Genomic DNA, 19,496 nt, shown 5'->3' on the forward strand with positions numbered 1-19,496 from the left:
ATTACTCAACTGGCGGCAAGGCAAAGCTTTCCTGCCGATCCGGAAACGCGGTCTTGTAGGGCGCGATGAAGGCTGCGGGCAAGGCGATCAATTGCGGCGTCTGGGTATAGAGCGCGGCGGCCTCTACCGCCCTGTCCGGATAGATCGCTTCCAGCGCCGCGACATAGGCGGCCATCTGGCGCATTGTCGTCTCCGGAATTGCTTCCAGCGAGGCAGGAGGACGGCGCGCGGTCTTGAAATCGACGACGGTCACCTTCTCCGCTGTCACCAGCAGCCTGTCGGCCGTGCCCATAACAACCTGTCCCTGCACCGTTGCAGCCAGCGGTATCTCCGCAAGCGCATCGGGTCCGAAGATCGAGGCATATTCGGGCGTCTCCAGGACATCGCGTGCGCGTTCGTACATTTCGCGCCGCTCCGCCTCGGCCAGATCGGGCGCCTGCCGACCCAGCCAGTCGAGCGCCCTCGCCTCCCGTTCGCTTCGCGGCACTTCGGGCAGGCGCTCCAGCAGAGCGTGAATAAGCACACCGCGCCTCGCGGCACCGGCGGCAATTTCCGGAGGAAGCGGGGGATCGCTGCCTTCGACCTCGCCCAGGCCCGACGGGGCGAGCGGACGGGGAGGACGCGGCTCCGGCCCTACCGGCGCACTCGCCCACACCGGTAGTTCGATTTCGTCCACGGCGCGCGATGCGGGGTCAGGCAGGTTCTCGTCGCTCAAGCTTCCCCATTCGTAGCGCGCACCCCACAGATCGTCTGCTAGGGCGTCGTCCGGGAAAAGCGGCTTGAGGCGCGCGTACCAGCTGTCCTCGTGCGGTCCATTCCGCGCATCGCGCGGCCCAAGCGATCCGCCGATGAACAGCGCCTCTTCCGCGCGGGTCATCGCAACATAGAGAAGCCGCCAGTGTTCCTCCAGCGCGGCTGACGATGCGACATCCTCGGCCTCGCGCAAGGGACCGACCTTCTCGTCCTTCTTGAGGCCCGGCACAGGGACTGCGAATTTTCGCTCGCTCCCAAGCGGCGCGTCTTCCAGCTCGAGATCGCCGGAACCGTCCGGACCGATTGCTGCATCCGCCAGTATGACGATAGGAGCCTGCAGGCCTTTGGACCCGTGAACGGTCATCACGCGCACCTGGTCGCCGCCCTCGCCCGCTTCGCGCTTGATCTCGCCCTCGCCTGCATCGAACCAGCGGATGAACCCCTGTAGGCTGGCGACGTGGCTGGTGGCATAGGCGTTGGCCGCGTTGAGCAACTCGTCGATCGGATCGTTCGCCTCGCGCCCGAGGCGCGACACGAGCTTGCGCCGCCCGTCCATCGGCCCGACGAGGATCCAGTGAAGCAGCTGCTGCGGCGTATCGAAGTCCGCCCGGCGCAAAATCTCGCGCAGGGCCGCCAGCGTTTCGACTACGACCGGGTCGTCGCTCTGGCGCAGATGCTCCCACAGGCGCACGCCTTTGTCGCGGTAGCCATGCTTCAGGAGATCGTCCTGCGACCATCCGACCAGCGGCGATACCAGCAGGCTCGCCAAAGTCAGATCGTCCAGCGGCTGCGCGGCGAAACGGATTGCCGCCATCAGGTCCTTCACCGCCAGCGGGTTGCCCAGCCGCAACCGGTCGACGCCCGCCACCGGCACCCCGTGACGATAGAGCCGCGCGACGATCAGCGAGGCGAGATCGCGCCTCTTGCGGACCAGCACCATCACGTCGCCGGGTCCCGCACGGCGCGGCGTGCCGTCCTTCACCAGCGGAAAGCCATTGGGATCGTCCATCCACCGCTTCACCTGCCGCGCAATACGATCGGCCAGCTTGCGGTCATGCTTGCCGAGCCAGCTTTCGTCTTGCTCGCCCTCATCCATCCCGCTGTCGGCGTGGACGGTATTCCAGAGTGTGACGAGACCGGGGCGATCCTGTCCGTCGTGCTTTTCCGCCTCCCGGTCGAGGCCGAGTTCGGCCGAACCGATGGCCTTGATGGCCTCGTCCACGAAATCGAGAACGTTGTCGGCGGTGCGGAAGCTCTGGCCGAGGCCGTATTGGCGCAAATATCGCGGATCGGGCGCCCCGCGCGCGTCCTGTGCGGCATCGGCGGTGCGCCGCATCTTTTCGGCATAGCGGTCGCGCGCCTCGGCGAAATTGCGCGGGCTGGTGCCCTGGAAACCGAAGATCGCCTGTTTGAAGTCGCCCACGGTGAAGATCGTCCGGATGCGGTCGGAGCGCGCGCCTTCACCGGAGAAGAAATCGTCCGTCAGCGCCTCGATAATCTGCCACTGCGCGCGGTTGGTGTCCTGCGCCTCGTCGACGAGTATGTGATCGAAACTGCGGTCGAGCTTGTAGCGGATCCAGTCGGCCACCGCGGCATCAGACAGCAGGTGTGCGGCGCGCTGGATCAGGTCGTCGAAATCGACCAGTCCTTCGCGCGCCTTCGCCTGTTCCCACCGCAGCGCAAAGGCGCGTCCGGCCTCCAGTTGAGGGGCGAGGAAATCCGCAAGGTCCAGCAGGGCGCGGCGTTCTGCTACCTGCTGGATACCCTCCTGCACGCGCCCGATGTATTCGCCATAGGACGGATCGATCTTTTCGAGATTGGACAGCCGGCTCGGCTCGCCCTTCTTGGTGAGCAGCGAGCCGTAGAAGCCGTCGAGCATCGCTAAACGCTGATCTGGACCGGCCGCCAGCCAGCCCGCCGCGAAATCGGCGTTCTCGAGCCCGGTTTTAGTGCCCCATTCGGCATTGATGCGACTGCACGACTGCAGGCTGGCGACCGGGAAAATCCCGTCGCTGCACGCCTCGGCCACCCATTCGGGTCCGGCATCGGAAGGAATATCCAGCACGCGCCTTACCGCACCGGAGAGGTCACCCTGCCATTGCGGCTGGTACCAGAGATCGAGGAAACCGGCGCATTTCATCAGCCAGCCGCGCACGGCATCCGCACCCTTGCGGCGGCTCATTTCGCCTATTGCGGCAAGGAACTGGGGATCGCCCACTTCGAGCAGTTCGCCCAGCACTTCGCGGCTCAGCAAATCGCGCTCGCGGTCCTCCATCGGCTGGCTGCCGGGCAGGATTTCCGCCTCTGCCGGGAAAGCCGCCAGGAGATATTGCGCGAAGGCGTGGATCGTATCGATCCTGAGGCCGCCACCCGGACAATCGAGTACCCGCGCAAAGAGCGAGCGGGCCCGTGCGCGCGTGTCCGGATCGCTCTTCGCGCCCAGGTTGACGAGCTCCTCCGCCAGCTGCGTGTCGCTCATGCGCACCCAGCGGGCCAGCACCTCGTTGACGCGCACGGCCATTTCCGCAGCGCCCGCCTTGGTGAAGGTAAGGCATAGGATCTGCGATGGGTCGGCACCCGGCTCCAGCAGCAGGCGCAGCACGCGCGCGGAGAGCACCTGCGTCTTGCCGGTCCCCGCGCTGGCCGAAAGCCAGACGCTCTCCTGCGGGTCCACCGCATCCATCTGGTGGCCCTTGAGGGGATAGACCTTGCCGCTCATGCCGCGCCGCCTTCCGCGTCTTCTTCCGCATCCATATGGGGGAGCCACTCTTCCAGCCGCATCAGTTGGTCGTAGGTGTCGTAAGCGGGGTAATCCGGGTTGAGCCGCGCAGTGAACGGCTCATCGCCCTTGATCCAGCGGTTGATCGCATCGGTGAGGTAGGCTTCCGATTTGGGCAGGAAATCCTCCGGCTCGATCCCGCTGCGCTTGTTGCCGACCTTGAGCGGCGTTTCGACATAGCCGAAGCCGAAATCATTGCTGTCCGACTTGGCCTTGCCGAGCGACCAGTATTCGAAGGCGCTGGCATCGCCCGTGACGCCCTCGAAGCCGCCCCGCCCGGCCATCATGCCGAGCAAACCGAGCTGCAGGGCGAAGCCCTGTTCGACCATCTTCGACGAAGGCGGCGATCCGGTCTTGTAATCGACGATTGCGAGACTCCCGTCGGCCAGCCGGTCGAGGCGGTCGATCTTGCCGTGTACGCGCACGCCCTCGACGTGCATATCGCCCCACGCCTCCACCGCCACCACTTCGCGATCCGTGTAGCCTGTGATTTCGCTTTCCACCCTCTCCAGCGCTTTTTGCAGGCGCGGTTGCCAAAGGCCGCGCATCAGCGGGTGGACATTGTGGTCATCGAAGACCGCCTCCATCACCTCGGCGATGGGCGGTTTAGGATCGGCCTGGTGCCAGCGTTCCAGGATCTCGTGCGCAACCGTGCCCTGCCACGCAGCAGACGGCTCTGCATCGAGGGCGTCGAGATCCTTCAGGCCGAGGATCTGCTGGGCGTAGAACTGGTAGGGATCGCCGCGTAGACGGTCGAGCGCGGTGGCCGAGATCGCGACCTTGCGCTGCTCTGCATCGGGCATCGGCCTGGGCCGCGGATAGATACCCGCATCGGGGGCCCGCGCCATTGCGCGCGCCCATTCGATGGCCTGCACTTCCTCGTGGCGTGGCAACTGGTCGCCAAGCAGCGCCTGCACGCGCAGGAGGAAGCGGCTGGGAATGGCGGGGCCGCCCTCGTCCCGCGCTGCGCGGCTAAGCACCACTTCGGGCGCGCCGAGAGCGCCCGCGAGGTCGTGCGCGGACAGGCCGATGCGGAAGTCGCCGCCCGGCACGCCCAGCGTGCGCAGGACCGGCGGGGCGAGCAGCGCATCCACGCTCCCGCGCACGGGCCACACGCCCTCGTTGAGCCCTGCACAGATGACGAGGTCGGCGCGGTTCATGCGCGCCTCGAGCAGGCCGAGCACCTGCACGCGCGCATGGCCGCCATAGGGCGGGCGAACCGCGACCTGTTCCATGGCATCGGACAGCAGCGCGGCCACATCGCGCGGCGCCACGGTGAAGCCTGCCTCGCGCGCATGGAGGCGGAATTCCTCGACGAAAGCGGACAGGCTGCGCCCGTCCTCGCGCGCCCACAGGCGTTCACCGCACAGCGTTTCGGCGCTGGAGGCGAGCGTGTCGATCAGCTCCGCAAGCGAAGAAGGAGCCTCGTTATCCCGTTCGACCAGCGGTGAGAGGGCCGCCTCTGCCTGGGACCAGAACTCACCGACATTCTTGTGCGTTTCCGTAAGTTTGGCAGCAACTTCGCTTACCGGTTCGAGGCCGGCCTCCAACCTCGGTCCGCGCAATTCGCGCTCGATCCGGCGCAGCTGGCGCAGCCAGACACCACGCTCCATCCCGCCCTTGACGAGAGGGTGCCCGAGCAGCGCCATCAGCGATACCGACATGGCATTTTCCGCCATCACCTCGGCCGCGAGCAGGAAAGCGCGCCCCGCCGCCGTTTGCGAGAGCGGACGGCCTGCGGAATCGTCTGCAACGATGTTCCAACGCGCAAGATGATGCACCACTCGCCGCGCCAATGCCCGGTCGGGCGTCACCACGGCGACACGCTTTTCCGGTCGCTCCACCGCCTCGCGCACAAGCAAGGCGATGGCTTGCGCCTCCTCTTCCGGATTGGCAGCCTGCATGACCCGCACGCCGGACAGGCGTCGCTTCTCGGAAGGTAGAGCGGCCCAGACCTTGCTACCTTCGGGAGGCAGGAAAAGTGCGCCGATCGCATGGCTGCGCTCCGGCGGGGCGGCGGTCATGCCCTTGCGGTGCCAGGGCTGCACCTCTTCGCGCCGCATGCCCATGCGGTTGAGCAGCAGCTTGAGATGGTACTGCGGATGCGTGACAGCATCGTCTTTCGCGAACACGGTATCGCCGGGCGACGGACGATTGCCAGCCCTGCCCAGCTCCTCCCAAACATCCGCATCCATGGTCAGGTCGAAGTCGGGCAGGATGACAGCTCCCTGCGGAAGTTCGCTCACCACCCGCAGCAGCCTTGCGAGCGCAGGGGCCGAGCTCGTCACACCCGCAGCGACGATCGGCGTCGCGGGCGGATTGGCCTTCCACCCGGCTGCCGCGTGATCGAACAGGCGATTGCGCCTCGCTGCCGCATCGAGCGAATTGTTTGCGTCCAGCCACGCCAGCCAGCGCGTCTGGACCCGCGCAAACAGGCGCAGCGATTTCTGCCAGTGCTCCGACAGGCTCGGATGGATCTCGAGCACCTTCTCGTCGAGCAGTTGCTCAGGACCCACATCCTCGACCAGCAGGCGGTCCATGGTGGCGCCGGTCTCACGCGCTAGGCGCAGCAAGGTCGCCCCCTTGGGCGCATCGTCGCCCATTTCCTCGGCAATCAGGGCGGCAAGCGCGAACATGCGACGCTGAGGGTCGACCGCGGGCCTGATATCTGCAGAGCCCAGCGGGTCGAGCAGCGGCCCGAGGGCTTCATCGAGGTCTAGATCGCCGATGACCACCATGCGCGGCATGAGCAGGCCGGGGCGCCCGAGCTCGCCTGCATGGCGGATAAAGGCCTCCGACACGGTGCGCCGCGCCCGGCTGCTAGGCAGAAGCAGGGTCAGGCGGGCAAGGCCGAGTTCGTCTTCGGAATATCGCGGGACCAGCCCTGCGACCAGGGCGTCGGCAAAGCCGCGGTGCGCGGCAATCGAGTAGACTTTCGGCTCCGGTGCGACCCTGCCTTCGTCAGCCACCCTTCAAAGCCTCTTCCGTGGGCCTGATGTGCTGCGGCGTGCCGACTTCGTACCACTGTCCCGTGAAAGCCACGCCGTAGAGCCGGTCCTCGGCGATCGCACGGTCCCACAGGATATTGGTCGAGAACTTACCCTCGGGCGCATCGCGCAAGAGGCGATGCGAGACCAGCTGGATGCCGGTGTAGATGAAAGGCGCAATTCGGTCGGGGCGCTTGCGCGACAGGCGACCCGCGCCGTCCATGTAGAAATCGCCCGTACCGTCGAAATTATACGCTCGCGCATGGGTGACGACGAGAAGAAGCGCATCCATCTTTTCAGGGTTCCACGCCTGCGACAGGTCGAGGAAGGCGTTGCGCGGTCCGTCCAGCCAGATGCTGTCGGCATTGCAGGCAAAGAAAGGGTCGGGGAGCAGGCCGGCCGCATTCGCCTTGACCATGCCGCCGCCCGTTTCGAGCAGCTCGGCACGTTCATCGGAGAAGGTGACTACCGGAGCCTTGCGAGCGCCAATATGCGCCTCGATCGATTCCGCGAGGTAGTGGACGTTGACGACCGCCTTCGCGATCCCGGCATCTTCCACGCGGTCCAGCGCCCGGTCGATCAGCGGCTTGCCCGCAACGCGGACCATGGGTTTCGGCGTGGTCGCGGTCAGCGGGCGCATCCGTTTGCCAAGGCCCGCAGCCATCAGCATCGCGGTATCGGAAACGAGGCCGCTCATGCGATCTTCCCGCCATGATTGACCCGGATGTCGTCGGGAATATTGGCGGCAAACCAGTCCGCCACCGGTGCAAGCGCCTCGTGCTGCAAATCCCTCTCCATCGCTTCCCACACGCGCGGGACCATCGTGAGATAGCGCGGCTTCGCATCGCGCTTGAACAGGCGTGTGAAGATGCCGACGATCTTGGCGTTCCGCTGCGCACCGAGACGGGCGTAATCGGCCTCGAAATGCTCGTCTGGGGCTGCGGCCTGCCGATACCGGTCCAGCATGGCTGCTTCCAGCTCGGTCGATACATCGCGTCGTGCATCCTGCAGCAGGCTGACGAGGTCGTAGGCCTTGTGGCCGACCAGCGCGTCCTGGAAATCGATCAGCCCCTGCTCGCCGCCCGCCTTGCCTGGTTCGAGCAGCATGATGTTCTCGGCATGGTAGTCGCGAAGCACGCTGACGCCGGGTTGCTGGCGGGCAAGCATCGGCGCCAAGGCCCTATCCCAGGCATCACGCCAGCCCTCTTCATCCACCTTCAGGCCCGCAGCGGGGCAGAACCATTCGACGAACAGGCCAGCCTCGCGCTGGTAGACAGCCATGTCGTAAGACTCGAATGGTCCCGGCGGCAGCTTGTGCAGGTCCACCAGCGCATCGATTGCCTGCGCATAGACGGCGTGCTCGTCATCCGGATTGGCGTCGATCCATTCCTTCATGCGCTGGTCGCCGAAATCCTCTGTCAGGATCCAGCCCTTTTCCGCCCGTTCGGCCAGGATCGCCGGCGCGCGCATGCCATGGTCGGCAAGCCATTTGGCCACGTGGAGAAACGGCTTGGGGTCTTCCTCCGGCGGCGGCGCGTGCATCAGCATGGCGCTGCGGCCGCCCATGCGCAGGCGAAAATAGCGGCGGAAGCTGGCATCGCCCACCAGCGGGGCGATTTCGGCGCCCTGCCATGCAGTGTCGCCAAGGAAGTCGTGAATGCCGTCGGGCAGCGTGTCGCTCATGGCTTCCGGCTTTGCCAAGCTTCGCCTGCATTAACAACGGCCCTGCGCCCCTCACCCCCATTTTCTCCCACCGTTTCCAGCGTGATTTCGAGGCAGGTCGCCTCATGGGAAAATCCGCCTGCATGGTCGGGCCATTCGGCGAGCAGCGCGGCGCCCTCGCGGTAATCATCGAGGCCGATCTCTTCGGCTTCCGAGGGATCCTCCAGGCGATAAAAATCGGCATGGACGAGCGGCACGCGCAGATGATCGTAGGTTTCGACGATCGTGAAGGTCGGCGACGGCACCTCCCCTTCGTGACCAAGCGCCGCAATGATCGCGCGGGCGAGCGTGGTCTTGCCCGCGCCCAGCCCTCCCGACAGCGCCACGACATCGCCGGGCTGCAACTTCGCGGCGATCCTGGCGCCGAACGCATCCATCGCGGCAAGATCGGGCAGGTCGACGATCACGGCAGCGTAATGACCGCGCTGGTCCCGGCATTGCGCCGGCTCTGGATATCGAGGGTGCCGCCGTGCGCCTCGACCAGTTGGCGCGCGAGCGGGATGCCGAGGCCCTGGCGCCGCTCGATGCCCTTACCGTCGGCGGACATGCGGATGCCTTCCAGCGCGCGGGCCAGTTCGTGCTGGCTCATGCCACGACCCGTATCTGTAATCGCAATGCGGTTGAGGCCGCGCTGCTTGGCTACGTCAATCACGATCTTGCCGCCCTGCGGGGTGTTGTTGATCGCATTGTCGAGCAATTGGCCGAGGGCGCGCTGCAATTGCTGCTGGTCGGCCTCGACCACCTTGTTCGCATTGCCCTTCAGATCGAGCGTCAGCCCGCCGTCGAGGATCGCCTGTTCGCGCTTGCGCACGATACGGGTCAAGAGCGGCAGCAACTCGACGCGCTGTTTGCGCAGCGGCATGAGACCGGCCTCGGACTGCGACAGGTCGAGCACGTTTTCCACCTGCTCCGTCAGCTTGCCAACGGACTGGGTGATCGCCGCCACGTATTCCGCGGCTTGCGGGCTCAATTCGCCCGCCAGCCCGCTTTCCAGCATTTCGGCAAACCCGCCGATCGTGGTCAGCGGGGTGCGGAATTCATAGCTCATATTGGCAAGGAAGCGGGTCATGACCGCATCGGCCTCTTCGAGCGCGCGATTGCGCTCGCGCAGTGCCTCTTCCGCCTGCTGCGAAGCGGTGACGTCGAGTACGGTGAGGAGACCGTTGCCGTCGGGCAGCGGCACGCCGGCGTAATCGAGAGTACGTCCGTCGGCGAGTTCGATCCGGCCTTCACGGTTCTTGCGATCCAGCGTTGCAGACCGGATAGTCTGGCCGATCTGTGAAATGGCCTTGGGGTCGGCCAGCTGGCCCGCGATCGCCTCGAGCAATTCTTCGGCCTGCGGATGGTTGTCGAGCACCTCGCCATCGAGGCCCCAGGCCCTCGGAAAACCGCGGTTCCACAGTTCAAGGTGCCCGTCGGGTGCGAACACGGCGAGCGCCTCGAACAGGCTGTCGAAAGTCGCTGTACGCGTGCGCAGGAGCGTGTCGCGGGTGGCGGAAAGCGCCAGCTGCTCGGTCCGGTCTTCCGCAATCAAGACCAGTCCGCCGTCGGGCAGCGGCTGGGCGATGACGCGCAGATGCGTACCATCCGGCAAGGGCCAGGCCATCTCTTCGGGATCGTCGCGCTGGAACCACTCGACCAGTTCGCCGCGCCATGCGGGGAAATCGCGCACTTCGGGAATGCGGCCGTTCTCGCGCGCGACCATCAGCATCTGCTCGAAACTGGTGCGCTCGTTCACCACGCCGGGCGGGAGCGAGAAGGTCCGGTGGAACGGCTGGTTCGCAAAGGTCATGCGGCGGCGCGCGTCGAACTGCGCCACCCCGATCGACAGCTGGTCGAGCATGGAACGCTGCGCTTCCCGGAAAGCGCGGAATTCGCGGGCCTGCTCTTCCATTTCCTCGATGTCGACCGCGTATCCGGCGATCCCCTCGCCCACCAGCGGCAGGTCGGTGACGCGGATCGTGCGGCGGGCGTCCTTGATCGTGGCGGAGACGATGCGCTCGATCGGCTGGCGGCGGTCGGCTGCCTGCTGCGCCACTTCAGCCGCGGTGCGTCCGCCGACGCGTTCGACCAGTTCAACCTGCTCGGTGACGACCTGGTCGGCGCTCTCGCCGCCTACTGCCTCGACATAGGCGCGATTGACGAGGCGCAGGTGCATATCCGCGCCGCGGAACCACATCGGCATGGGCGCAGCTTCGATCAGGCCGACGAGCGCGCCGAAATCGTCGCGGGCGCGTGCGGCCTCTTCTTCCAGCCGGGCGAGTTCGTCTTCGGTCTCGGTGAAATCGAACACCCAGATCAGCGCAGCACCGCTTGGCGACACGGCGGGATCCGCCAGCGCACCGCGCATGGCCAGCATCTTGCCCGAGCCGGGAGGTCGCAGGGAAAGCTTGAACGGCTTGGCGGTGCGCTGCGTGCGCCGGACCAGGGTGGAGAGTTCCTCGATCTGTTCGTCGGCAAGTCCAGTGCCGTCTTCGCGTGCGAGTTCGCTAAGGTATTCGGGCACCCGCTCCAGCCCGAGCCAGCGCGCCAGCCGGTCGGGCGCCTCGATCCGGCCGTCGGTCCGCACCGTCAGGGGAATGGCAGGGCCTTCCTCGACCATGCGCGCGAGGCGCAGGGCGGCCTTGCGATGGGCCTCGGCGGCCTGTGCCCGCGTCGTCGCGCGCAGCATCAGCCACACGGCCGCGCCGGTCCAGACTGCCAGCAGCAGTCCGATCAGGGCCAGGAGGGTCGGCGAAACTTCCATCATTCGCCAGCTATGCGTGCAGCGGCGGGGATGCAATGCCCCGCCGCCTCACATGATTGAATAACCCGCCGAAAAGCGGGAATCGCCACTTAGTAGCGATAATGTTCCGGCTTGAACGGACCTTCGACCGGCACGCCGATATAGTCTGCCTGCTCCTGGCTCAGCTTGGTAAGCTGGACACCCAGCTTGTCGAGGTGGAGCGCAGCGACCTTCTCGTCCAGCTTCTTGGGCAGGACGTAGACGTCGTTTTCATAACCGTCGGTGTTTTCCCAGAGCTCGATCTGCGCCAGCACCTGGTTGGTGAAGGAACAGCTCATCACGAAGCTGGGGTGGCCGGTGGCGCAGGCGAGGTTCACCAGGCGGCCCTTGGCCAGCACGATGATTTCCTTGCCATCGGGGAACTTCACGAGGTCGGTGCCGGGCTTGAGTTCGGTCCACTCGTAATTGTCGAGCGCGGAGATCTGGATCTCGCTGTCGAAGTGGCCGATGTTGCACACGATGCTCATCGGCTTCATCGCCTTCATGTGCTCGGCGGTGATGACGTCTTCATTGCCGGTGGTGGTGACGAAGATGTCGGCGCGCTTCACGGCGTCTTCCATCGTCACGACCTCGAAGCCGTCCATCGCGGCCTGAAGCGCACAGATCGGGTCGATTTCGGTGACGAGGACGCGCGCGCCGCCGTTGCGGAGCGACTGAGCCGAGCCCTTGCCGACATCGCCGAAGCCGGCGACGCAGGCGACCTTGCCCGACAGCATGACGTCGGTCGCGCGGCGGATCGCGTCGACCAGCGATTCGCGGCAGCCGTAGAGGTTGTCGAACTTCGACTTGGTCACGCTGTCGTTCACGTTGATCGCCGGGAACGGCAGCTTGCCCTGCTTGGCGAGGTGGTAGAGGCGGTGGACGCCGGTGGTGGTTTCTTCCGAAACGCCCTTGATCGCCTTCACGCTCTTGGTGAGGTAACCCGGCTTCTTCGCGACGAACGCCTTGAGCGCACGCTGCATTTCGATTTCTTCGGCGTTCTGCGGCTCGGGCATTTCCTCACCCGCTTCGATCCGCGCACCCCACAGGGCGAACATGGTCGCATCGCCGCCATCGTCGAGGATGAGATTCGCCGTGCAATCGGGATCTTCATCGGAAGACCAATCGAAGATATTGCCGACATAGTCCCAATATTCGGCAAGGCTTTCGCCCTTCACCGCAAATACGGGAATGTTGTTGGCGGCCATTGCTGCGGCGGCGTGGTCCTGCGTCGAATAGATGTTGCAGGTCGCCCAGCGCACTTCGGCACCCAGCGCGGTCAGCGTTTCGATCAGCACCGCGGTCTGGATCGTCATGTGGAGCGAGCCGGTGATGCGCGCGCCCTTGAGCGGCTGCGATGCGCCGTATTCCTCGCGCGTTGCCATCAGGCCCGGCATTTCGGTCTCTGCGATACGGATTTCCTCGCGGCCGTAATCGGCGAGCGAAATGTCCTTGACGACGTAGTCTGTAAACTGGGCCACTGGCGGTCCTTTTCTTGATATGTCCGGATTCACGCGCCGCGCACGGAGAAGGGGCGGCACACAGATGCGCCGCCCCTAGCCCTTCCTTTATGGGAGGGCAACAGCGCCCCTCTGCTGCCCTCCCTCGCGTATCCCGAAAGGCCTCAGCGTCGTGCGTAACGCCCGCCGCTGCGCGGACGCGGTCCGAGCAGTTCGTCGGCCGCCTGCGCCAGGACCGCAGGATCCTTGGAACCTGCAAGGTCCGACGTGATCTCTTTCAGTTCGGCACAGCCCAGCCACGGGTGTCCCTGCCCGTACTGGTTCGCCATGCCGACGCTGATCTGGTCGAGCTTGCGCTTGGCGCCCTTGCGCCCGTGGCGTTGCACCATGCCCTGCTCCATCCGCCGCGCCGCGCCATTGAGCGTAGACAGGTGGTTGGAAGAGAACTTGCGATAATGGTGCTGGAAGTCGTCGCTTCCCATGCGGCACCGCAGCGACGTCACCATCAGCATGATGTCCAGCTTGCGGATCTGCTCGTCGCCCGTCCCGGCGCTGGCAGTGGTCGGCACGCAAAGCATCGCTGCCGCCGAAGCCGCGAGCGCAAAATTCTTCAGATATTTCATAGTCCCTGGTCTCCCTTCGCGGACGACCCGTTGCCCGCGATGGAAACCATGAGTGCAAAAATTTACCGGGATTTAAACCCGCGCAGTAAACCGAGGTTAACCACTCGACTCCCTTGCATGCACGGTTCGTCTCTCTACATCGTGAGTGTGGACGGGAAGACACAGGAGTTTTATCAAATGACAATCGCTGTAGGCGACAGCCTCCCCGATGTAACGCTGGTGAAGGCAACGCCCGATGGACCCGAGCAGGTCCAGTCGAGCGAGTATTTCAAGGGCAAGACCGTGGCACTGTTTTCGGTGCCGGGTGCTTTCACCCCCACCTGCTCTGCACGGCACCTGCCGGGCTATGTCGAAAAGGCAGACGACCTGAAGGCCAAGGGCGTCGATGAGATCGCCTGCACCGCGGTCAACGATGCCTTCGTGCTCGGCGCCTGGAAGGGAGCCAACGACGCGGATGACGTGACCATGCTGGCAGACGGCAACGCCGATTTCGCCGAAGCGGTCGGTCTCACCATGGACGGCTCCGGCTTCGGCATGGGCAAGCGCGGTCAGCGCTATTCCATGCTGGTCGAAGACGGCGTTGTGAAACAGCTCAACGTGGAAGCACCGGGTGATTTCTCGGTATCGAGCGCGGAGCACATGCTCGGCCAGATGTAACCCGCATTACCTGTCCCGATTGCGGACAAAGCGGCGCCCCGTCTTGCCTCACGGCACGGCGGGGCGCAGTCTTTCGGGCATGACGCAGGGGAAAGACAGCAGCGACGAGAATTTCGGCATCCTCTTGGGATGGAGCTCGTCACCGGCAGGCGAACGCATCGCGCTCAAGATGCAAAGCACGCGCAAGGTCGTCGAAAGCGAAGAGGACGTGCGCGAGTACCGCTATTTCCTGAGCAAAGAACAGGCGGTCCAGCTCGGCAACTACCTCTACACCCTCGCCGGAGAAACGGCGCCGGTCCGCAAGAAGCGCGGGCTTATCGAGAGGATGTTCGGCGGATAGCAGCGGTTGCGGCCTAGCTACCCCGTGGCGATTTTCGAGGTGAGCGAGGGAAGACCGGCCCTTCCCCACGCTAGCGAAGGTTAGACCTCACTCCACTGCTACCGAAACGGAGCGTCCGTAGTCGCGACCGGTCGTTCCTTTGATGTAGTCGGCCATGAGATCATAATATCCCGGCGTGACACGAAGGTATTCGCGCGATCCATCGGGAGATTGCTCGTACTCCCACATGCCGTGATCGGTCTCGGGAAATACACGGATCGCAATATCGCTCCCGGAGCGACGAAGGCTCTGGAGACGTTCAAGCGTGAGGTCGATCGGGGCTTCTCGATCCTCGCCCGCAAGGACCCAGAGTTGAGGTACTTCTACATCCCGCAGGACACTCATCGGCTCAAGCGACCAATCGATATCGAGATCGTTAAACCGGGGCACGCCCTCTTCCCTCAGCTGTTCAACGGGCGTGTTCAGGAAAACGCCTGTGTAGCCGCCGCGAATTAGCTGGAACCAGGGTTCGGATGCATATTGCTGCTGGATTGCCGCCAGATCGTCCAGGCCGTCCTTATAGTCCGAGGAAGCAACCCGCGCCGTGACGTCGGTGATCTCCTGCGCAATCGCGAGGACTTCCTTACCGTAGCCGGCGTCGCGAAGTTCCTTTTGCACCTGGCTGGCATCTTCTTCGCGAATATCTGCGACGAGGCCGTAGCCGATGGCGATGAAGTCGGCCTGCGACCGTTCTGCAGCCAGCGGCGCGACCCATCCTCCCTGGCTCAGGCCGACCAGGCCGAAACGGCCGAACCGGTCCGCCGCCAGGCGCTTCGCCTCCATCGATGCGGCAGCCAGATCATCGGCAAGGCGCGGAAAATTCTGCGAATAGCGTCCTTCGGACTGTCCGGTGCCCCGTTTGTCGAAAACGAACACCGAAATGCCCCGCCCGAGCATCTGATACGGATCGCGGACGGCCTCTATCCACCCTGTCGGCTCGGAACCGTGCGCATAGGCAATAAGGGGCGTGTCACTATCGGCATCGGCAGGTTCCAGCAGTTGCCCCGCCAGCATTACCTCACCGGAGGCGAAGCGGGTGTTCGTTACCCGTATCGGGATAGCGGACCAGAGGTGTTCGCCCTCGACGAGGATGGAGCCTTCTGCGCATCGGACGACTTCATCCGCGTTCTCCGTCGATCCGGTCCGGCCATCTTCGAACGCGTAGCGAAAGCCGTCTTGAGATCGCGTAATGGCGACGAAAGGACCGCCCGGCTCACCATAAATGCCAACCTCGCATGGGCCCGGGGAAAAGTTGGGTGCCGTGGCCTGAGCGTTGGCAGAAGCCACCTCTGTCGGCGAGGTGGTGCATGCTGTCAGTGCAAAGAGGCTCAATCCGATCATATCTTTTGGTGACATACACGGATAATACACCTAAGCGGATGAGACGCAACCACCTGGTGAAATCATGCGCTAAGCTTTATCGCGCCTTTGACGCTCAGCCATACCCCATCAGGCTGAGCACTTCCTTCCGGCTGCGCTGGTCTTCGAGGAAGGTGCCCATCATGCGGCTGGTGATCATGCCGACGCCGGGCGTGCGCACGCCGCGGGCGGTCATGCAGCTGTGCGAGGCTTCGATCACCACAGCGACGCCCTGGGGCTGCAGATGCTCCCAGATGCAATCGGCGACCTCTGCGGTCAGGCGCTCCTGCACCTGCAGGCGGCGCGCGAAGCCGTGGAGCACGCGGGCGAGTTTCGAGATGCCCACCACACGGTCGTTCGGCAGGTAGGCGATGGCCGCCTTGCCGATGATCGGCGCCATGTGGTGTTCGCAATGCGACTGGAACGGAATGTCCTTGAGCAGGACGATTTCGTTATACCCGCCGACCTCTTCGAACACGCGGCTGAGGTGATAGGAAGGGTCTTCGGTGTAGCCGAGACAGTATTCCTTCCACGCGCGCGCGACGCGCGCGGGAGTGTCGAGAAGACCTTCGCGGGTGGGATCGTCTCCGGTCCACTCGATCAAGGTGCGGATCGCGTCCTGCACGTGTTCCGGTACCGGCGGCTTACCGCGCGGATCGTCTTCGTCTGGACCTACAAGGCTGCTCACTTGCCCCACTTCCCTTTGATCTTGGTGCGAACCCGTTCGAGGCGGCTTCCCTTGCGGAAAAGCCCGCCTTTTGCAAACGGCTCGAACATATCTTCCGGGTCTTCAGGGTCGAGGATGCCGCTTTGGGCCACCGCCTTTTCCGCATCGTTGAGATCCGGCGGGTGATAGCGGCGCAGGTTGCGGCCGTCCTCGGTGACCGTGTGGTCGATCATGGCGGCCATCGAGCCGTAGCGTGCCAGCATCTCGGGCACCTCGTCCTCTTCCACGCCGCAATGTTCGGCGAGAAGCGAGTGGCGGATCGCGCGGATGGGATCGGCGGCGTGCTCGTTACCGGGGCGCGTTGAATCGACGAACACGTCGCATTCGCTGTCGAGGCCCATGGAGCGATTGTTGAGATTGGCCGAACCGATGCGGAAGATCTTGTCGTCGACGATCATCATCTTGGCATGGACGTAGATCGGGGTTTCGCCGGACCATGGGCACCAGATGGTGAAGCGGTGCTTGTGATCGACTTCCTCGATGCAGCGCACGATCTCGGCGCGCGCATGGTCCATGGCCTGCTGTTCCAGCCAGCCGTCGGCCTTATCGGGATGGACGATGACGATTTCCGGCGGATCTTCTTCCTGCACCCGCTGGATGATCGCTTCCGCCACTGCACGCGAGGCGAAGTACTGGCTTTCGGCGTAGATGAATTTTTCGGCGCGCTTGATGTGGTCGACGAAGAGATGCTCGATCTCTTTCACCTCTGACCATTCGCGGTGTTCGGCGCGGGTACGGGCGATGCCGACCTCCACGTTCTCGAAAGTCGCCTCCAGGCCTTCGGGCCACAGGCTTTCCTCGCGCGACTGGATCGGCAGCAGCGGCGTGCCGCCCGCCCTGATCCAGCGATCGCGCCCAAGGTCGCTGAGGGCCTCGGCGATCTCGCCTTCCATCATCATCGAGGCATCGTGCCAGGGCTCGTAGGGTTCGCCGCGCGGAGTACGGCGCATCGGCTCGTCCTCCTTGTGCTCGCGCGTGTCGAGCCGCTTCACGGTCATGTCGATACCGCCGCACACGGCCAGCGAATTGTCGAGGATGCCGATCTTCTGGTGGTGGCTGCAGCCGGTCGGGTGGGCGCTGTCGAACTTGAAATCGATCCGCCGATGGCGCGCCCAGCGGACCAGGTCCCACCACATGGAGCCGCGCAGGACGAATTTGAAGACGCCGAAGCTCCACTTGAGGATACGGATTTCCAGCGATTTCTCGCGATTGATGAGCCAGGAGAAGAAACTGCCCAGACGCGCGGGATACTTGTCCCTGAAGGGCCGCTGCCACCAGCGGCGTCCCTCGCCCAGGTGGATGCGGGTATCGAAATCCCAGCCGATGAGGAAAATGCGATGCTTCGCATTCATCATCGCTTCCTGCATCGCGGCGAAATAGTCCGCCGCATCGATGATCACCCGCGCACGGTCGACCTTGGCATAACGCCAGACACCCGGCTCGACGCCTTCGTCGAGCCGGGTCACCTGTTTCGGATCTGCGGGTTGCCCCTCCGCCCCCTTGGCCATCTTACTCCTTGGCGTCCTCTTTCTTCTCGGGCGTCACTTCGGCTTGCGCCTTCTCTTCCTTCTTACGCCGATCGAAGACCTCGCGCATATGCTGTTCGTCTTCCTTGTCCAGGTAATTGGCGAAATCGGGGAAGTGGTCTTCCTCTTCCTCGTCGATGTGGTGGCGGTAATCGTGGGCGAAGGTCTTGAACTTGGTCAGCCAGCCGCCTTCAGACATATCGGTCGCGGCAAGATCGTTGAGCATTTCGTCGATTTCATGATGCTCGGCAACCGAGTGGCGCGTTTCGTCGGTGGTCGGCGGCTTGCGCAGCATCGTGGAATAGAGCGCCTGCTCTTCTGCGGCGGCATGGCTCTTCAGTTCCTTGGTCAGTTCGGTGAAGAGCTCTTCGCGCTCCTGGCTCTCTCCGCTGGTCTCGAGCAGCTTGTCGATCAGCTCGCGGTGGCGATCGTGGTCTTCTTTCAGGCGATCGAAGATTTCGGTGGTGTCGGACATGGGTGTTTCTCCTTTGCCTGTTTGAACAGGCGAAGGCGCGGCGGGTTCCGTCCTTGCACGATGATAGGTGGCGACTCATATAGGACGAATGCTTCACGATCGATCGGGGCCCACGCAGGAGCAGATGCAACAGATGGCAGAGGCCGTCCGCGCATCGCTGCCCGATCATTTCCGCGTGCAGATGGAAGAAATCGTCCTGCGGGTGGAGGACTTCGCCACCGAGGAACAGCTCGCCGCCGTCGAGATCGAGAGCAAATGGCACCTAACCGGCCTCTACGAAGGCGAATCGCTTCCTGATCGCTCGATCTGGGCCAGCGGACGCATGCCGGCACGCATCTGGCTCTTCCGCAAACCGCTCATTGCTGAATGGAGGGAAACAGGCGTGCGCATGGACGATCTGGTGCGCCACGTCGTCATTCACGAAGCGGGCCACCACTTCGGCTTCAGCGATGAAGACATGCACGCGCTGGAAGACCGCGCGGACCAGGATCAGCCCTAAAACCAAAAAAGCCCACGACCCCGAAAGGGTCATGGGCTTGTTTGGCGCGCCAGGAAGGATTGGCCGACGCCGCTTCGCGGCTCTGGCCGTCTGCGCCGCTGCGCGGCTTCGACTCCGAACGGTTCGAACATTCATACCGACCAACCAAAAAAGCCCACGACCCCGAAAGGGTCATGGGCTTGTTTGGCGCGCCAGGAAGGATTCGAACCTCCGACCGCCTGATTCGTAGTCAGGTACTCTATCCAGCTGAGCTACTGGCGCGTTGGAGGGCGGCACATAGGCAGGCGATGCGGCCTTGGCAACACCTAATCGGGCATTTTGGCGAGCAAATGTGCAGCAAGCTCGATATCCAGCGGCGGCTTGGCCAGTTTATCGATGTCCCGGCCCCTCACCCACTCCACCGCGCCACCTTCCAGCGCAGCGGGTTTCCCGGTCCATCGGGTGCAGGTGTAAAGAAGTATGACAATCGGGCGCTCGCTGGTTTCTGAACTCTCCTGCGCAAAGCAACAGGGCGAGAGATCCCCGACGCGGACATCTATCCCTAATTCTTCCTTCACCTCGCGAACCAAGGCGCAGGCGGGCGTTTCTCCCTGCTCCACCTTGCCGCCGGGGAACTCCCACAACCCGCCGTGGTGCTTGTGATCGGGGCGTTTGTGCATCAGCCAGCGGCCCTCCCCGTTACCCAGCGCAAGGGCGACCACGCAGCGCCATGTCGGAATATTTTCCAAAATTGATCCTTCGCGAAACCTTTTCTTAACGCCTGACCGAGTAGTTCGACGATGTCAG

General features: G+C 64.1%; 16 protein-coding genes and 1 tRNA gene. 3 read left to right on the forward strand and 14 right to left on the reverse strand.

The features are described 5' to 3' along the window. Position 1: 1 nt before the first annotated feature. The 8 genes from addA to LCM24_RS01330 form a co-directional block, all read right to left on the reverse strand. Positions 2-3,472, reverse strand: coding sequence for a double-strand break repair helicase AddA (gene addA, locus LCM24_RS01295; RefSeq protein ID WP_224802419.1), 3,471 nt, complete (start codon positions 3,470-3,472; stop codon positions 2-4). Further along, the gene (gene addB / locus LCM24_RS01300; protein WP_224802420.1) at positions 3,469-6,501 is read right to left on the reverse strand and encodes a double-strand break repair protein AddB; all 3,033 of its coding nucleotides are present in this window, start codon (positions 6,499-6,501) and stop codon (positions 3,469-3,471) included. Before addB ends, addA begins: the two co-directional genes overlap by 4 nt. Continuing rightward, positions 6,494-7,216 carry a nucleotidyltransferase family protein gene (locus tag LCM24_RS01305; RefSeq protein WP_224802421.1) on the reverse strand — a complete coding sequence of 241 codons (723 nt, stop codon included), beginning with the start codon at positions 7,214-7,216 and terminating at the stop codon, positions 6,494-6,496. Before LCM24_RS01305 ends, addB begins: the two co-directional genes overlap by 8 nt. Further along, positions 7,213-8,202 carry an aminoglycoside phosphotransferase family protein gene (locus LCM24_RS01310; protein ID WP_224802422.1) on the reverse strand — a complete coding sequence of 330 codons (990 nt, stop codon included), beginning with the start codon at positions 8,200-8,202 and terminating at the stop codon, positions 7,213-7,215. The genes LCM24_RS01305 and LCM24_RS01310 overlap by 4 nt, the downstream gene beginning before the upstream one ends. Further along, positions 8,199-8,648 carry a tRNA (adenosine(37)-N6)-threonylcarbamoyltransferase complex ATPase subunit type 1 TsaE gene (gene tsaE / locus LCM24_RS01315; protein WP_224802423.1) on the reverse strand — a complete coding sequence of 150 codons (450 nt, stop codon included), beginning with the start codon at positions 8,646-8,648 and terminating at the stop codon, positions 8,199-8,201. The genes LCM24_RS01310 and tsaE overlap by 4 nt, the downstream gene beginning before the upstream one ends. Continuing rightward, on the reverse strand, positions 8,645-10,987 hold the full coding sequence (locus tag LCM24_RS01320) for a PAS domain-containing sensor histidine kinase (protein ID WP_224803435.1): 2,343 nt from the start codon (positions 10,985-10,987) through the stop codon (positions 8,645-8,647). The genes tsaE and LCM24_RS01320 overlap by 4 nt, the downstream gene beginning before the upstream one ends. Positions 10,988-11,076: 89 nt before the next feature. Beyond that, positions 11,077-12,486 (reverse strand): adenosylhomocysteinase, encoded by a 1,410-nt coding sequence (ahcY, locus tag LCM24_RS01325; RefSeq protein WP_224802424.1) that lies wholly within the window; start codon positions 12,484-12,486, stop codon positions 11,077-11,079. A gap of 143 nt (positions 12,487-12,629) precedes the next feature. After that, positions 12,630-13,088 carry an S-adenosyl-L-homocysteine hydrolase gene (locus LCM24_RS01330; RefSeq protein ID WP_224802425.1) on the reverse strand — a complete coding sequence of 153 codons (459 nt, stop codon included), beginning with the start codon at positions 13,086-13,088 and terminating at the stop codon, positions 12,630-12,632. Positions 13,089-13,265: 177 nt separating this feature from the next. On the opposite strand from LCM24_RS01330, the gene LCM24_RS01335 reads away from it, so the two are divergent. Next, positions 13,266-13,745, forward strand: a complete 480-nt coding sequence (locus LCM24_RS01335) for a peroxiredoxin (RefSeq protein WP_090478877.1) — start codon at positions 13,266-13,268, stop codon at positions 13,743-13,745. A 79-nt stretch (positions 13,746-13,824) separates the two neighbouring features. Beyond that, complete coding sequence (locus LCM24_RS01340) at positions 13,825-14,085, forward strand: hypothetical protein (RefSeq protein WP_224802426.1); 261 nt, start codon at positions 13,825-13,827, stop codon at positions 14,083-14,085. Between the two features lie 87 nt (positions 14,086-14,172). Here the strand turns inward: LCM24_RS01340 and LCM24_RS01345 are convergent, their stop codons facing one another. From LCM24_RS01345 to LCM24_RS01360, 4 genes are all read right to left on the reverse strand, one after another. Next, on the reverse strand, positions 14,173-15,411 hold the full coding sequence (locus LCM24_RS01345; protein WP_224802427.1) for an alpha/beta fold hydrolase: 1,239 nt from the start codon (positions 15,409-15,411) through the stop codon (positions 14,173-14,175). 148 nt (positions 15,412-15,559) lie between these two features. Continuing rightward, entirely contained in the window at positions 15,560-16,171 is a 612-nt protein-coding gene (folE, locus tag LCM24_RS01350; protein ID WP_100259051.1) for a GTP cyclohydrolase I FolE, read from the reverse strand. Then, on the reverse strand, positions 16,168-17,718 hold the full coding sequence (locus LCM24_RS01355) for a phospholipase D-like domain-containing protein (RefSeq protein ID WP_224802428.1): 1,551 nt from the start codon (positions 17,716-17,718) through the stop codon (positions 16,168-16,170). The genes folE and LCM24_RS01355 overlap by 4 nt, the downstream gene beginning before the upstream one ends. A 1-nt stretch (position 17,719) precedes the next feature. After that, positions 17,720-18,211, reverse strand: a complete 492-nt coding sequence (locus LCM24_RS01360) for a hemerythrin domain-containing protein (protein ID WP_224802429.1) — start codon at positions 18,209-18,211, stop codon at positions 17,720-17,722. An 88-nt stretch (positions 18,212-18,299) separates the two neighbouring features. On the opposite strand from LCM24_RS01360, the gene LCM24_RS01365 reads away from it, so the two are divergent. Continuing rightward, on the forward strand, positions 18,300-18,710 hold the full coding sequence (locus LCM24_RS01365; RefSeq protein ID WP_224802430.1) for a metallopeptidase family protein: 411 nt from the start codon (positions 18,300-18,302) through the stop codon (positions 18,708-18,710). Positions 18,711-18,894: 184 nt separating this feature from the next. Here the strand turns inward: LCM24_RS01365 and LCM24_RS01370 are convergent. Both LCM24_RS01370 and LCM24_RS01375 read right to left on the reverse strand, forming a co-directional pair. Further along, positions 18,895-18,971, reverse strand: a tRNA-Arg gene (locus LCM24_RS01370). A 44-nt stretch (positions 18,972-19,015) separates the two neighbouring features. Continuing rightward, positions 19,016-19,438 (reverse strand): (deoxy)nucleoside triphosphate pyrophosphohydrolase, encoded by a 423-nt coding sequence (locus tag LCM24_RS01375; protein ID WP_224802431.1) that lies wholly within the window; start codon positions 19,436-19,438, stop codon positions 19,016-19,018. Positions 19,439-19,496: the final 58 nt, after the last annotated feature.

The organism is Qipengyuania aquimaris, assembly GCF_020171965.1.
In the GTDB taxonomy this organism is placed as follows: Bacteria; Pseudomonadota; Alphaproteobacteria; order Sphingomonadales; family Sphingomonadaceae; genus Qipengyuania; species Qipengyuania aquimaris_A.

Coding starts and splice junctions, on each gene's coding strand:
- LCM24_RS01330 (WP_224802425.1), bottom strand. CDS start 13,088: ATGAAATATCTGAAGAATTTTGCGCTCGCGGCTTCGGCGGCAGCGATG.
- LCM24_RS01355 (WP_224802428.1), bottom strand. CDS start 17,718: ATGGCCAAGGGGGCGGAGGGGCAACCCGCAGATCCGAAACAGGTGACC.
- LCM24_RS01305 (WP_224802421.1), bottom strand. CDS start 7,216: ATGAGCGGCCTCGTTTCCGATACCGCGATGCTGATGGCTGCGGGCCTT.
- LCM24_RS01310 (WP_224802422.1), bottom strand. CDS start 8,202: ATGAGCGACACGCTGCCCGACGGCATTCACGACTTCCTTGGCGACACT.
- LCM24_RS01320 (WP_224803435.1), bottom strand. CDS start 10,987: ATGGAAGTTTCGCCGACCCTCCTGGCCCTGATCGGACTGCTGCTGGCA.
- LCM24_RS01360 (WP_224802429.1), bottom strand. CDS start 18,211: ATGTCCGACACCACCGAAATCTTCGATCGCCTGAAAGAAGACCACGAT.
- LCM24_RS01340 (WP_224802426.1), top strand. CDS start 13,825: ATGACGCAGGGGAAAGACAGCAGCGACGAGAATTTCGGCATCCTCTTG.
- LCM24_RS01335 (WP_090478877.1), top strand. CDS start 13,266: ATGACAATCGCTGTAGGCGACAGCCTCCCCGATGTAACGCTGGTGAAG.
- addA (WP_224802419.1), bottom strand. CDS start 3,472: ATGAGCGGCAAGGTCTATCCCCTCAAGGGCCACCAGATGGATGCGGTG.
- LCM24_RS01365 (WP_224802430.1), top strand. CDS start 18,300: ATGCTTCACGATCGATCGGGGCCCACGCAGGAGCAGATGCAACAGATG.